This window comes from Methylosinus sp. LW3, from assembly GCF_000527115.1.
GTDB lineage: Bacteria > Pseudomonadota > Alphaproteobacteria > Rhizobiales > Beijerinckiaceae > Methylosinus.
In genome coordinates this window covers 2,185,662-2,199,781 of the sequence record NZ_AZUO01000001.1, presented here as the reverse complement: position 1 = coordinate 2,199,781, position 14,120 = coordinate 2,185,662, and the positions used below count along the sequence as shown (strand labels likewise).

Sequence of the window (14,120 nt, the reverse complement as noted above, 5' to 3'; positions counted from 1 at the left end):
GGTGGCGGCGGGACCGGCGGTTTCCACCGAGGCTTTCGACATTGCCGAGCGGCTCGCGCCGAGCGCCCGCGGCATAGACGCCACCGAGCTGGCCAGCCGGCTGCCGGATATCGTCATCCGCGCGCGGGAAGTGGCGGCGACCGTCGTCCACGGCGCGCATGGCCGCCGCCGCGCCGGGACGGGCGAGAATTTTTGGCAGTTCCGGCCCTTCGGCGCCGGCGAGGCGGCGCATCGCATCGACTGGCGCCGTTCCGCTCGCGACGACCGTCTCTTCGTGCGCGAGCGGGAATGGGAGGCCGCCCATTCCTATTATCTGTGGATGGACTGCTCGCCCTCCATGGGCTTCGTCTCCTCTCTGGCGATGGAGCCAAAGCTCGATCGCGCATTGACGCTCGGCCTCGCGCTCGCCGACGTGCTCATGCGCGGCGGCGAAAGGATCGGGCTGCTCGGCCTCACCCACCCCATGTCGACGCGCGATATCATCGAGCGACTCGCGCAGGCGCTCGTCGCAGCAGGCGGCGCGGCGCGCGGCGAATTGCCGGAGGCGGCGGCTCTGCCCGGCGGCGCCAAGGCTCTGCTCATTTCCGACTTCCTCTGCGATCCGCAGGCGCTTTCCGAACGTCTGACGACGCTCGCGGGAAATGGCGCTGCGGGCGCGCTGCTGATGATCGCCGATCCGGTGGAGGAGACATTCCCCTTCGAAGGCGAGACGATCTTTCTCGACACGGACAGTCGCGCGCAGCTGCGCGCCGGCCGCGCCCAATCCTGGCGGGAGGCCTATGTCGAGCGTCTCGCGCGGCATAGGGACGAGATCGCCAAAGCCGCCGCCGATGTCGGCTTCTCGCTGCATATCCACCGAACCGACCGGCCTGCGGCGGAGGCGGCGCTTTCTTTGAGCTTCGCGCTCGCCTCTGGATTGGAGCGCGTCTGATGGGCCTCACCTTCGCCGCGCCGCTCGCGCTTATCGGGCTGCTCGCTCTGCCCGCCATCTATTTTCTGCTGCGGGTGACGCCGCCGCGCCCGCGCGAGATCGTCTTCCCGCCGATCCGCCTGCTCTTCGATCTGCTGCGCCGCGAGGAGACGCCCGCGCGCACGCCCTGGTGGCTATTGGCGCTGCGCCTCGCGCTCGCGGGCCTCGCCGTTCTGGCCATGGCCGGCCCGGCGATCACGCCGACGGCGACCGCCTCCTTCTCCGGCGCGCCGCTGCTGATCGCGATCGACGACGGTTGGGCGGCGGCGCCGGATTTCGACGCCCGCCTCGAGGCGGCGCGCGCTCTCGCCGCCGACGCCGCGCGTTCCGGCGCGACGATCGCTCTGCTGCCCATGTCGCAGGCCGACGCCGCGCCGACGCCAGAGGACGGCGGCAAGATCGACGAGCGCCTGCGCGCGCTCACGCCGCAGCCCTATGCGCCGGACCGCGCCGCCGCCGCCGCCCGGCTCGCCGAATTCGCCGCCGCCCATCCGCATGGGCGCATCGTCTGGATCGCCGATGGATTGGCGCAGGGCGGGGCGAGCCAATTCGCCAAAGCGCTGACCTCGGCCGCCGCCGCTGGCGCGAATGTCGAGACGCTGACCAGCGATCATGTTCCGCGCGCGCTTCTCGCGCCGCAGAACGCCGCCGCCGGCCTCGAGGTGGAGGTCGCGCGCGCCTCCGCCGCCGCCCCGGCGTCGGGTTCCGTTTCCGCCTTCGACCAGCAGGGACGCGTGCTGGCGCAGGCGCATTTCGATTTCGGCGCGGGAGAAAAAGCGAAAGCGCGTTTCGATCTGCCGATCGAGCTGCGCAATGAGGCCTCGCTGCTGCGCCTCGACGGCGAGGCTTCGGCCGGCGCCGTGGCGCTGCTCGACGGTCGCTCCAAGATTCGCCGCGTCGCCGTGCTGAGCGGCGTGAGCGCCGATCTCGCGCAGCCTTTGCTGGAGCCGCAATATTATCTGCAAAAAGCCTTTGCGCCTTTCGCCGAGGTGCGCGAGCCGCGGCCGGGCGCCGCCGATCCTTTGCCCGGCCTCATCGCCGAGCAGCCCAATATCGTCGCCCTCGCCGATGTCGGCGCTCTGCCGCCGGACGCGCATGAGGCGCTGGTCCGTTTCGTCGAGGAGGGCGGCGTGCTCTTGCGCTTCGCCGGCGCGCGCCTCGCCAACGCCGGCGACGATCTCACCCCCGTGCGCCTGCGGCGCAACGGACGCGTGCTCGGCGGCGCCATGTCCTGGGACACGCCGAAGAAGCTCGCGCCCTTCGATCCGGCGAGTCCTTTCTACGGGCTCGCGGTTCCCGAGGAGGTGACAGTGACGCGGCAGGTTCTCGCCGAGCCGGAGCAGGGCCTGCCGGCCAAGACCTGGGCCGCGCTCACCGACGGCACGCCGCTCGTCACCGCCGAGCGGCGCGGCAAAGGGCTCATCGTGCTGTTTCATGTGAGCGCCGACGCCGCTTGGTCCAATCTGCCGATCTCCGGCCTCTTCATCGACATGCTGCACAGGATCGCCGCCGAGAGCGGCGAGGCCGCCGCACGCCGGGCCGAGGACGGCCCGCGCAGCGATGCGCCGGCTCTGGCGCCGCTCGTCACTCTGGACGGACGCGGCCGTCTCGGCGCGCCGCCGCCGACCGCCCGGCCGATCGCCGGCGACTATGACGGCGGCTCCGGCCGCGAGCATCCGCCCGGCTTCTATGGCGCCGCCGATGCGCCCATCGCCGTGCAGCCGCTGCGCGCGAGCGACGAATTGCGCGCCTTCGATTTCGCCGGGCAGGGGCTCTCGGTCTCAGCGCTGCGCGCCGGCGCGCCGATCGATCTGCGCCCCTTTCTGCTCGCGCTGGTCTTTATCGCGCTGCTCGCCGATTGGCTGATCCTGCTGTCAATGTCTGGCGCATTGCGCCGCGCCGCGCCGATCGCCCTGGGCGCTTTTTGCGCGCTCGCTGTTCTGAGCGCCGCGCCGCAGAGCGCTCGCGCCAAGGACGCGCCCACCGCCGCTTCGCCTCGCGACCGCGAGGCGGCGCTGACCACAAGGCTCGCCTATGTCGTCTCCGGCGACGCGCGCGTCGACGAGACCAGCAAGCTCGGCCTCGAGGCTCTATCGCGCGCGCTCAATCAGCGCACATCCTTCGCGCCTGGAGCGCCCGTCGGCGTCGATCCCGCGCGCGACGAATTGGCCTTCTATCCCATGCTCTATTGGCCGATCGTCGCTTCCGCGCCGCTGCCTTCGGCGCAGACCGTCGCCAAGATCGGCGTCTATCTGAAGCAGGGCGGCACCATTGTCTTCGACACGCGCGACGCGCTCACCGCGCATGAGGGCGGGCCGCCGACGCCGGAGACGCAATGGCTGCGCGATCTCACGCGCAATCTCGACATTCCGCCGCTCGAAGTCACGCCGCGCGATCATGTCATCACCAAGACCTTCTATTTGCTCGACGGCTTCTTCGGCCGCACGATCAACGGCAAGACCTGGGTCGAGGCGCTGCCGCCAGAGAGCAAGGACGATCCCGCGCGCCCCGTGCGCGCGACCGATAGCGTGTCCTCTGTGGTGATAACCTCCAATGATCTCGCCGGCGCCTGGGCGGCGGATCGCAATGGCCAGCCGCTCTACACGTTGACGCCCGGCGGCGCGCGTCAGCGCGAGCTCGCCATACGCGGCGGCGTCAATCTGGTGATGTACACGCTGACCGGCAATTACAAATCCGATCAGGTCCATGTCCGCGACCTATTGGAGCGGCTCGGCCAATGAGCGAGCTGTCCCTCTCCTTCACGCCGTTGCTACCCTGGCCCGCGCTCGCCGCGCTGAGCGTGGCTGCGATTATCATCGCGCTTTTGTCTCTGCGCGCCGGCGGGCGCGGCGCGCCGCTGCGCCTTGCGACATTGGCGCTCGTGCTGCTGGCGCTCACCGATCCTTCATTGGTGCGCGAGCAGCGCGAGCCTCTGAGGACAATCGTTCCCATCGTGCTCGATCGCAGCGAGAGCCAGAGCTTCGGCGAGCGCATGGCGCAGACCGAGGCGGCGAAGGCGGCGCTCGAGCCGGCGCTGCAAAAGCTCGGCGATATAGAGCCGCGCTTCATCGACGCCGCACGTCCCGGCGCCGAGGCCGACGGGACGAGATTGTTCCAGGCTCTGGAAGAGGGGCTGAAGGACGTTCCGCGCGAGCGCATCGGCGCCGCGATCATGGTGACGGACGGAATCGTTCACGACATTCCGGCGAACGCCGCCGCGCTCGGCTTCAAGGCGCCGCTGCATGTGCTCGTCACCGGCCATGAGGGCGAGCGCGACCGCAGGCTCGAGCTGGTCGAGGCGCCGCGCTTCGGCATTGTCGGCAAGGATCAGACGATCCGCGCCCGCGTCGTCGACAGCAATCTCGGCGGGACGGAGCCGGTCGTCATCACGACGCGCCGCGACGGGCAGGCGCTCGAGCCCATCGTCGCGCGGGCCGGCGAAATCGTCGACATTCCGCTGCGCGTCGAGCATGGCGGCGCCAATGTCGTCGAGCTCGAGGTGGAGGCGCTGCCCGGCGAGCTGACCGCCGTCAACAATAAGGCCGTCGTCACCATAGAGGGCGTGCGCGACAAGCTGAAGGTTCTGCTCGTCTCCGGCGAGCCGCATCCCGGCGAGCGCAGCTGGCGCAATCTTCTGCGCTCCGACGCCAATGTCGATCTCGTGCATTTCACGATTTTGCGGCCGCCGGAGAAGCTCGACGGCACGCCGCCGCACGAGCTCTCATTGATCGCTTTTCCGACGGCCGATCTCTTCGGGCGCAAGATCAACGAGTTCGATCTCATCATCTTCGATCGCTATTCGAACCAGACGATCCTGCCCTCCGTCTATTTCGACAACATCCTCCACTATGTCGACAATGGCGGCGCCTTTCTTGTCGCGACGGGGCCGGATTTCGCGACGGTGCAGGGGCTCTATTATTCGCCGCTGGAGAGCATCATTCCGGCGCGGCCGGACGGCTCGCTCTATGAGCGCGCCTTTCGCGCCCATGTGAGCAAGGATGGCGAGAAGCACCCGGTCACGCGCGGGCTAGAGGGCGCGCGGAGCAATCCTCCCGCCTGGGGCGATTGGTTCCGCCAGGTCGATGCGGAAGTGGTGAAGGGCAATTCCATCCTCACCGGCGCCAATGACAAGCCGCTGCTCGTGCTCTCACGTGAGGGCAAGGGTCGCGTCGCCGCTCTGCTCACGGATCAGATGTGGCTGTGGGCGCGCGGCTATGAGGGCGGCGGCCCGCATGTCGATCTGATGCGCCGCCTCGCTCATTGGCTGATGAAGGAGCCCGATCTCGAGGAGGAGGCTCTGCGCGCCAGCGCCCACGGCCATGACATCGCCATCGAGCGCCAGAGCCTCGAGGAGAAGATCGACACGGTGACGATGACGACGCCCTCCGGCGCGACGTCGCAGATCGCGCTCGCGCCCGCCGAGCCCGGCCTCGCGCGCGCGCATCATGCGGCGAAGGAGATGGGGCTCTATCGCTTTCAGAGCGGCGAGCTGACGGCGCTGGTCAATGTCGGCCCGGAGAATCCGCGCGAGTTTCGCGAGGTGGTCTCCACCACCGAGAAGCTGAAGCCTCTCGCCGAGGCAAGCGGCGGCACGGTGCGACGTCTGTCGAAAGACGCGAGCGGCGCCGTCACGCTGCCGCGCGTGGTGGAGATGCGCGAAGCTTCGGTCTTCGGCGGCGCCGATTACATCGGCGTGAAGCGCACTGGCGCGAGCGAGCTCAAGGGCGTCGAGACGGCGCCGCTCGCGATCGGCCTCTGGGGCCTCGCGGCGCTGCTCGGCATGATCGTGCTGGCTTGGGGCTGGGAAGGACGGGGCTGGGAAGGACGGCGCTGACGCGAAAACGCCCCGCCTGTTCATCCGAGGTCGGGGCGTCTCATGCGAGCGGCCGCGCTCGCGGCGCTCGATCTATGAAGAGAATAGGAGCTGATTTTTTCTGCGCAAGAGGGGCGATCAGCTCGAGCGCGTCATTTCTGGAAATCGCGCGAGAAAGGCGCGCAGCACGACGAGCTGATCCGCCGCGCGGCGCTTCAGCCCGAGATCCAGAAAGCCGTCGAGATCGGCGACAATGAGGTCGCGCACCACGGCCGGCCCATGGCCGAGCCCGAGAAGATAGGACGCCAGCAGCGCCTCATGCTGCGCCGAAGGCCGCACGCCGAACATGGCCTCATTAGAGGTGGGCGTCAGATCGAAAGCTCCGTCACGCATCGAACTGCTCCCCTCGAGTCCGCCCGCGACACTCCGTCGCGCTTGCTGCTTAGGTATGCGTTTTCGCGCATATGCGAAATCAAGGGGAACTACCTATTCAATGCGATGCTTACGCTCTCCGCAGCCGCGCCAAGCCGGCGTCGAGATCCTCCTTCAGATCGTCCAGATCCTCGAGCCCGATCGAGAGCCTTATCGCCGGACCGCCGGGCGCCCATTCAGTCGCGGTGCGATAGGAGCCGCAATCGAAGGGCAGAGCGAGGCTCTCGAAGCCGCCCCAGGAATAGCCGAGGCCGAACAGCTCGAGCCCATCCAGCATGGCGGCGACGGCCTCCGACGGAACCGGCTTCAAGATGAAGGAGAACAATCCGGTCGAGCCGAGAAAGTCGCGCTTCCACAAAGCGTGGTCGGCGTGGTTCTCGAGAGCGGGATGGATCACCTCGGCGACCTCCTCGCGCTCGGCGAGCCAGCGCGCCATCTCGAGGCCGGCGCGCTCCGCCTCGCGCAGACGCAATTCCATTGTGCGCATGCCGCGCAGCGCGAGAAAGACATCCTCGGGACCGGGGCAGATGGCGAAGGCGTTGTAGGTGGCGCGCAGACGCTTGGCCCATTTCTCATTCGCCGAGACGAGGCCGAGAAGAAGATCGGAATGGCCGGCGAGATATTTGGTGCCGGCCTCTATGGCGAGATCGACCCCGCGCTCATGCGGCGGAAAGAAGAGCGGCGTCGCCCAAGTGTTGTCGAGGACGACGCAGGCGCCGCGCGCATGGGCGACCTCGGCGATGGCGGGAATGTCCTGCACCTCGAGCGTTTGCGAGCCGGGCGACTCGGTCAAAATGGCCGTCGTGTTCGGCCGCATCAGCGCGGCGATGTCGGCGCCGATGCGCGGATCGTAATAGGTCGTTTCGACGCCGAGGCGCTTCAGCACGCTGTCGCAGAACATGCGCGCCGGCAGATAGCAGGAATCGGTGACGAGCAGATGGTCGCCGGCCTTCAGCGCCGTCAGCAGAGCGAGGGTGATCGCAGCGAGGCCGGAGGGGACGGCGACCGCATCCGCCGCGCCGGCGACGTCGATCCAAGCCTCCTCGAGCGCGCGCGTCGTCGGCGTGCCCTTGGTGGCGTAAGTATAGGCGCCGCGATTGGCGAGCAGGGACGCCGTGTCGGGAAACAGCACGGTGGAGCCGCGATAGATCGGCGTGTTGACGAAGCCGAATTGCTCGGAGGGCTCGCGCCCGGCGTGGACCAGGCGGGTGCGGCTTTTCTTTTTTCGCCCAGATTGTCCTCTAGTCTCGCTCATGTCTCGCTCATCGGCCTTTCTGCGAACGCAATTGCGGCGGCTTCGTCCGCGCCGCAGTATAGACTGTTCGCGCAGGACATGGGCGAAAGAGGAGCAATTGTCCAATGATCGCCGGTCGCCCGAGCCCAATCCAGAGTCGGACATGATCTCTCGCCTGTTCCGCAACATTCTCATCGCGGGCGCTCTGCTGCTCGCCGCCGGCGCCGACGCCTCGACGCTCGAGCAAGCGCAAAAGCGCGGCTTTCTGATCTGCGGCGCGAGCAATGGCCTGCCGGGCTTCGCGCATCAGGACGAGGCCGGCCGCTGGAGCGGCTTCGACGTCGATTTCTGCCGCGCGCTCGCCGCCGCCATTTTCGACGATCCAGAAAAAATGCGCTTCGTGACGCTCTCCGCCAAGGATCGCGTGAAGGCGCTACAATCGGGAGTCGTGGATCTCCTGGCGCGCGGCGCCGCCTGGACTCTGGCGCGCGACGCCGGGCAGGGACTCTCCTATGCGGCGATCAGCTTTTTCGACGGACAGGGATTTCTCGCGCGCAAAAAATCCGTCGCAGCGCTGCGCGATCTCGGCGGCCTCTCCGTCTGCGTGCAGCAGGGTACGCCCTTCGAGCTCGATCTCGTCGATTTTCATCGCGAGGGCGTGAAGCCGATCGAGCCCAAGCTGTTCCCGACATTCGAGGAGGCGGCCAAGGCCTATTCCGAGGCCAAATGCGAGGCGCTGACCGCCGATCTCTCGACGCTCGCCGCCAAGCGGCAAGAGTTGGCCGCGCCCGCCGAACATGCGATTCTGCCCGAGCTCATCGACAAGGAGCCGCTCGGCCCCATCGTGCGGCAAGGCGACGACCAATGGTTCGACATTGTGCGCTGGACGCATTTCGCCATGGTCGATGCGGAAGAGCTGGGCGTGACCTCCGCCAATGCAGATGAGCAGCTGAAATCGGCCGATCCGCGCGTGCGGCGCCTGCTCGGCGTCGACGGCGGCCGCGTCGACGGGCTGGGGCTCGAGGCCGATTGGGCCTATCGCATCGTCAAGCATGTCGGCAATTACGGCGAGGTCTTCGAGCGCAATCTCGGCGCCGGCTCGCCCATCGGCCTGGAGCGCCGGCTCAACGCGCTGTGGACCAAGGGCGGGCTGATATATGCGCCGCCGGTGCGGTAAGCGGGAATATGGAGCCGGACTTTCTCGATCCTCGCGCCAGCGCGGCGGCGCAATGGGCGCCATTGGCGCGTTTCGCCATCGCCGAGGCGCGCCTCGCGCGCTGGGCGTCGCAGCGGCCATTGCGGCGCCTGACGTACGAGTTTCTACGCTTCGGCGTGAAGCAGGCGTGGTCGTGCCTGTTCGGTTTTCTGATGGTTGGGCTGCTGATCGCGACGCATTTCTTCTATCCGCGCGAATTTGTCCTCGCGCGCTATGATTTTCTCTTCCTCGCCGCGCTCGCTATTCAGGCGCTGCTGCTCGCGACGCGGTTCGAGAGCCTGCAGGAAGCCAAGGTGATCCTGCTGTTTCATCTCGTCGGCACGGCGATGGAGGTGTTCAAGACTGCGGTCGGCTCCTGGATCTACCCCGATCCGGCCTTTTTCCGCATCGGCGGCGTTCCGCTCTTCACCGGCTTTATGTATGCGGCGATCGGCAGCTATATGATGCGCGCCTGGATGGTGTTCGATTTCCGCTTCATCCGCCATCCTCCGATTTGGATGGTCGCCACGCTCGCCGTGGCGATCTACGCCAATTTCTTCCTGCACCATTACCTGTGGGATTTGCGGATCGCGCTGTACGCGGGGACAGCGGCGCTGTTTGCGCGCACCTGGATTTTCTACCGCGTGCATCATAGCTGGCGGTCGATGCCGCTGCTGCTGGCGGCGCTGCTCGCCGCGAGCTTCATCTTTCTCGCCGAGAATATCGGAACCTTCACGCGCACATGGCTCTATCCGAGCCAGCTCGCGGTCTGGTCGCCGGTCGGCGCGGCCAAGCTCGGCTCATGGTTCTTGTTGCAGATCGTGAGCTATGCGCTGGTCATCGCGGTCAAGCAGCCGCGCGAGCCGGACGCCGAGCCGCTGGAGCTTTCACGCGAGCGTCATCGCCGCCGCTTGGCGGATCATTCCGCGCCTGTGAGCTGAGCCTTTTGCGCGCGCTCCCACCAGGCGAAGAGCGCATCGAGATCATGCGCGAGGAACTCCGCCAGAGGGCCGGCGAATTGGCGCCACTCCTCGACGTAATGCGGCGACACCGCCGTCACCACGGGAACCTTGGCCAGCATGGAAGCGCGGAATGCGTCGGCGAGGCCGCCGCGCGAAGCCTCCTGCTTGCTGAACTTGCTGATGACGACGAGATCGACGCCCTCGGCGACGCGCCGCTCTATCGATGCGCAAGCGAGCGCCAATTCACTCGAGTCGAGATTGCAGGCGACCGAGCCGGCCCCCAAATCCTGCGAGATCGCATAGAGCGCGCCATCGGCGACGTCACGCAGCACGATGCGGCTGCGGCCGGTCGCTTCGTCGAGGATGCGCGCCTGAGTGACGCCGGCGACGCGCGCTCCGCTCTCGGCGAGACGCTGCGCGAAATCGGCGATCAGCGCCTGCGCCTGAGCGCTCGGCTCGCCGGGAAGGGCGGCGATCGGCGCCGTTGCAGGCAAGGAAGCATAAAGGGTCATTTCGGGTTTTCCGGTAAGGGCCTCACGTCGCGATTTCTGTCGAAAGACGCGGCGGACTCGCCTATCCTCGCGTGATCGGCGGAGCGGGCCGGCCTTGCTCGGCGAGGCTCGCGCCTCTTGTCATTCCGGGGCGGCGACCGATCTGATATAAACGGTCAGGGACGCGACGTGAACAGCCGTGAGCGATGAACGAGGCAATGCGCCGCTTTCTCCCTCTGCGCGGGCGCAGGCGGTGGAAGCGTTCATTCGGGAGGCGCGGCGCGTCGGCGCTGCGGCCGAGCGGGGCCGGCTGATCTTCGCGCTCGACGCCACCATGAGCCGCCAGCCGACATGGGATCTCGCGCAATCGCTGCAGGGCCGCATGTTCGAGGAGACGGCGGCGCTCGGCGGGCTCGATGTCCAGCTCGTGTTCTTTCGCGGCTTCGGCGAGTGCCGCGCATCGGGCTTCGTCGGCGGCGGGCAGGGGCTCGCGGCGCTGATGGCGAAAATCTCTTGCCGCGGCGGCCGCACGCAGATCGGCAAAGTGTTTCGCCATGCGCTCGAGGAGACGAGCGCGCGTCGCATCGGCGCTCTCGTCTTCGTCGGCGACGCGATGGAGGAAAATGCCGACGAGCTCTGTGAGCTCGCCGGCAGGCTTGGCCTTCTCGGCGTGAAGGCCTTCATGTTCCACGAGGGCGCCGATGCGCAGGCCGGCGCCGCCTTTCGCGAGATCGCGCGGCTGACCGGCGGAGCCTACGCCGCTTTCGACGCCTCGGCGCCGCGCCGTCTCGCCGAGCTTTTGTCCGCTGCGGCGGCTTATGCGGCGGGCGGGCTGGCCGAGCTCGAACGGCGCGCTACAAAAGGCGAAGACGCTGCACGTCTTCTTTTGTCACAAATGGGGTGAGGAGCCCGCTTCATGCCGGTTCTGATCGGATTTCTCGCATTGGTGCTCGCGCTCTACGGATTGCGCATGTTCACGCGCGCTTCGCCGGCGGCCATGGCCCGCATCATTCGCAAGGGGGGCGGCGCGGCGACGATCGCGCTCGGCCTGTTCTTCATTCTGCGCGGGCGCATCGACATAGGCCTGCTGCTGGCCTCGGCCGGCATGTGGCTCTATGGCGCTTTCTCGCGCGGGGTGAAGCGTTTTGGTCACGGCACTGCCGGGGCCGGCGTCTCGCGCGTGCGCTCGGCCATGATCGAGATGGAGCTCGATCATGCGAGCGGCGCCATTCGCGGCGCCATTCTCGCCGGCAAGGACGAAGGCAAAAGGCTCGACGCGCTGACGCGGACGGCGGTGATGGAGCTCTACCGCCACTGCCGCAGCGTCGATCCTGAGGGCGCGCGTCTTCTAGAGGTGTATCTCGACCGCCGGTTTGCCGGCTGGCGTCAGACACGAGACGGTGGACGCGACTCGCGGGGAGCGGATACGGGCGGCGTCGGACCAGGCCGCCGCGGCGGCACGATTTCGGAAGATGAGGCCTATGAAATTCTGGGCCTCAAAAAGGGAGCGGCGCGCGAGGACATCGCGCGGGCGCATCGCGATCTGATGAAGAAGCTTCATCCGGACCATGGCGGGACGACTGATCTCGCGGCTCGGGTGAACGAAGCCAAAGATGTCCTCATGCGTCGTCATCATCATTGAAGCTCGGCCTTGTTCGCTCAATGCGCGTCGCTTTTTGGAAAAAATAAGGTCCGTCGATCAATTCTTCGTCGCGAAACAGGAGAAGCCCGAGCGCTTCAGAGCGCGACAGGCGGTCTCCGCGCTTTTCTCCTCGAGCCCGGCGAAACGGGCGCGATAGAGCGTCCCTCTTCCTTTCTGCACCTTCTCGGTGAAGGCCTTCGCCGTGGCCGGCACGCCCTTGGCGCGGGCGCGCGAGAGCAGCTGCTGCGCCTTTTCGGCGTCGTCGGTGGCGCCGATCTGAATCATCCAGCCCGAGTGAATCGGACGCGCCTGATCGGCCTTGGACAATTCCGCGCGATCGCTGCGGGCGACCAGCGTGCGATCGGCGTCGGACATGCGCGCCGGCAGAGCGGTCGGCGTCGTCGCCGAGGCGACCTTCGTTCCATGACCGGCCTTGGCGGCGGTCGATCCATCGGCCGTCGCATGAACGCCGTCACGCCGGGTCGGTTCGGGCTGATGGCGAGCGCCGCGTTCTTGCGCCGGCTCCGCAGCCTTTTGGCCGCCGGCGACGAAAGCCGGACGAATCTTATCGCCGCGCACGGGCGTCGGAACGGCGAGAAGCGGCGGCGCCGAGGCGAGCGCCATCGCCGGCGCAACGCGCGGGGCGGGCGCAGCAGGAGCGGTGACGGCGGCCGCGACGACAGGCGCCTCGTCCTTCTCCTCCTCGGCGGCCTCGACGCGAGCGATCGGAGCCGGAGCGGGCTCGCCCTCGGTGATGGCGCGCGCCGTGCGGACAGGGGCGCCGTCGTCGATATGCTCGGAGATGAGGCCGGCCATCACGCGGTCGCGGGAGGCGGCGGTGCGGCCGCCCATGACGACGGCGACGATATGATGTCCGTCGCGCCGCACCGAGGTCAGCAGATTGAAGCCCGAGGCGTGAGTGTAGCCGGTCTTGATGCCGTCGACGCCGCGAATCTGCCCGAGCAGATGATTGTGATTGCGGTGCGACTGGCCGCGCCAGACGAAGGCGTGGGTGGAGAAATAGTGATAATAGCGCGGGAAGCGGTCCTGGATCGCGCGGCCGAGCACGGAGAGATCATGCGCCGTGGTGATCTGCTCGTCATTGGGCAGGCCGGAGGCGTTGGCGTAATGCGTGCGGCCCATGCCGAGCTGATGCGCCTTATGCGTCATCATCTCGGCGAAGCTCTCCTCGTCCCCGGCGATATTCTCGGCGATGGCCGCTGCGATGTCGTTCGCCGATTTGGTGACGACGGCCTTGATGGCGCTCTCGACGTCGATCGTCTGGCCGGGCGCGAGGCCGAGCTTGGTCGGCGCCTGCGACGCAGCATGGGCGGAAATGACGAGCGGCGAGTCGAGCCGCAGCCTTCCCTTCTCGAGCTGCTCGAACAGAAGATAGAGCGTCATCACTTTGGTGACGGAGGCGGGATGGCGCAGCTCGTGCTCATTGCGCGCATAGAGCGTGCGACCGCTATTGGCGTCGACCACGATCGCGGCGAAGGCGGGACCGCCGCCGGCCTCAGAATGGCCGCGCCGCGCCGCATGGGCGAGATGCGCGCCGCCGCGGCGATGGTGCGCCGCGTGATGGATGAAGGAGTGACGCGCGTGATAGGCGCGGCCGGAATGATGATGACGTCTGGCCTCCGCCGGAAATGCGAAAAGCGCCGATAGGGCGGCCAGAGCCGTCAGAGCCGCTACCCACTTCCAACGCTCGAGCCCGCCGGCGACGCCACGCTTCGTCATCTATCCTGATCCCGCTCACTTGCCCCATCATGCGCTCGCGGCGGCCCGGTCAGCGTGGGCGTTGCCGAAAAGTCACATGATTACAATCTTACCGATGCGAGGTTACCCCCTGGTTAAGGCGAAAGGCGTTCGGGATTGTGGTTTTGCATCGCAACATTGTCGTTGACTTCGATTGTGCAATGCATATAAGTTTATCCTGTCAACTGAGCGCATGGAGTCCGCCACGGGGCGAAGGCCGAAAGGCGCTCGATACGAGGACGAGACCGATGGTTGCCACTTTCGAAAGCGTTCAGCAGCTGGGCAAGGAGCAATTCGAAGCCGTGTCCGCGGCGACGGCGGCCCTCACCAAGGGCTGGCAGACCATTGCGGCGGAGACGACCGACTATTCGAAGAAGTCCTTCGAAAAGAGCCGCCTCCTCGCTGAAAAGCTGATTGGCGTCAAGAAGATCGACGAAGCCCTCCAGTTGCAGTCGGATTACGCCAAGGGCGCGTACGAGGATTTCGTGGCCGAGGCGACCAAGCTCGGCGAGCTCTATTCCAGCCTCGCGAAGGAAGCGTTCAAGCCGGTCGAAGCGGCGGCGACGAAAGTCTATTCCGCGGGCGAGTAATCGCCGGCCAGACGCGTCCTCGACAAGAGTCTC

Annotated in this window: 12 protein-coding genes; 8 read left to right on the top strand and 4 right to left on the bottom strand. The window is 67.2% G+C overall.

Translation table 11 applies throughout. The annotated features are described in order from the left end of the window. The first annotated feature begins 1 nt into the window (after position 1). Genes METLW3_RS0111150 through METLW3_RS0111140 form a run of 3 tightly spaced genes read left to right on the top strand, consistent with a single transcriptional unit; the run spans position 2 to position 5,804 of the window. Complete coding sequence (locus METLW3_RS0111150) at positions 2 to 931, top strand: DUF58 domain-containing protein (protein ID WP_024879992.1); 930 nt, start codon at positions 2 to 4, stop codon at positions 929 to 931. After that, a complete protein-coding gene (locus METLW3_RS0111145) occupies positions 931 to 3,711 on the top strand; it encodes a DUF4159 domain-containing protein (protein ID WP_083967030.1) in 2,781 nt (926 codons plus the stop codon). The genes METLW3_RS0111150 and METLW3_RS0111145 overlap by 1 nt, the downstream gene beginning before the upstream one ends. Next, complete coding sequence (locus tag METLW3_RS0111140) at positions 3,708 to 5,804, top strand: membrane protein (RefSeq protein WP_024879990.1); 2,097 nt, start codon at positions 3,708 to 3,710, stop codon at positions 5,802 to 5,804. Before METLW3_RS0111145 ends, METLW3_RS0111140 begins: the two co-directional genes overlap by 4 nt. Before the next feature lie 117 nt (positions 5,805 to 5,921). On the opposite strand, the gene METLW3_RS0111135 is transcribed toward METLW3_RS0111140, so the two are convergent. Continuing rightward, the gene (locus tag METLW3_RS0111135) at positions 5,922 to 6,176 is read right to left on the bottom strand and encodes a hypothetical protein (RefSeq protein WP_024879989.1); all 255 of its coding nucleotides are present in this window, start codon (positions 6,174 to 6,176) and stop codon (positions 5,922 to 5,924) included. A gap of 109 nt (positions 6,177 to 6,285) precedes the next feature. Beyond that, a complete protein-coding gene (metC, locus tag METLW3_RS0111130) occupies positions 6,286 to 7,470 on the bottom strand; it encodes a cystathionine beta-lyase (protein ID WP_024879988.1) in 1,185 nt (394 codons plus the stop codon). A 97-nt stretch (positions 7,471 to 7,567) separates the two neighbouring features. On the opposite strand from metC, the gene METLW3_RS0111125 reads away from it, so the two are divergent. Next, positions 7,568 to 8,626, top strand: coding sequence for an amino acid ABC transporter substrate-binding protein (locus METLW3_RS0111125; RefSeq protein ID WP_245267311.1), 1,059 nt, complete (start codon positions 7,568 to 7,570; stop codon positions 8,624 to 8,626). Positions 8,627 to 8,634: 8 nt separating this feature from the next. After that, positions 8,635 to 9,585: a DUF817 domain-containing protein gene (locus tag METLW3_RS0111120; RefSeq protein WP_024879986.1), complete on the top strand. Its 951-nt coding sequence runs from the start codon at positions 8,635 to 8,637 to the stop codon at positions 9,583 to 9,585. Here METLW3_RS0111120 and METLW3_RS0111115 read toward each other — a convergent pair. Continuing rightward, positions 9,564 to 10,118: a DUF2478 domain-containing protein gene (locus METLW3_RS0111115; RefSeq protein WP_024879985.1), complete on the bottom strand. Its 555-nt coding sequence runs from the start codon at positions 10,116 to 10,118 to the stop codon at positions 9,564 to 9,566. The two genes, METLW3_RS0111120 and METLW3_RS0111115, sit on opposite strands and share 22 nt — an antisense overlap. A gap of 178 nt (positions 10,119 to 10,296) precedes the next feature. On the opposite strand from METLW3_RS0111115, the gene METLW3_RS0111110 reads away from it, so the two are divergent. Both METLW3_RS0111110 and METLW3_RS0111105 read left to right on the top strand, forming a co-directional pair. Continuing rightward, positions 10,297 to 11,001 (top strand): hypothetical protein, encoded by a 705-nt coding sequence (locus METLW3_RS0111110; protein ID WP_036290878.1) that lies wholly within the window; start codon positions 10,297 to 10,299, stop codon positions 10,999 to 11,001. A 12-nt stretch (positions 11,002 to 11,013) separates the two neighbouring features. Then, entirely contained in the window at positions 11,014 to 11,739 is a 726-nt protein-coding gene (locus tag METLW3_RS0111105) for a DnaJ domain-containing protein (protein ID WP_024879983.1), read from the top strand. A 57-nt stretch (positions 11,740 to 11,796) separates the two neighbouring features. Here METLW3_RS0111105 and METLW3_RS0111100 read toward each other — a convergent pair whose 3' ends face one another. Further along, positions 11,797 to 13,479: an SPOR domain-containing protein gene (locus tag METLW3_RS0111100; RefSeq protein ID WP_024879982.1), complete on the bottom strand. Its 1,683-nt coding sequence runs from the start codon at positions 13,477 to 13,479 to the stop codon at positions 11,797 to 11,799. Positions 13,480 to 13,745: 266 nt separating this feature from the next. Here METLW3_RS0111100 and METLW3_RS0111095 point away from each other — a divergent pair, with 266 nt between their 5' ends. Further along, on the top strand, positions 13,746 to 14,087 hold the full coding sequence (locus METLW3_RS0111095; protein ID WP_024879981.1) for a phasin family protein: 342 nt from the start codon (positions 13,746 to 13,748) through the stop codon (positions 14,085 to 14,087). Positions 14,088 to 14,120: the final 33 nt, after the last annotated feature.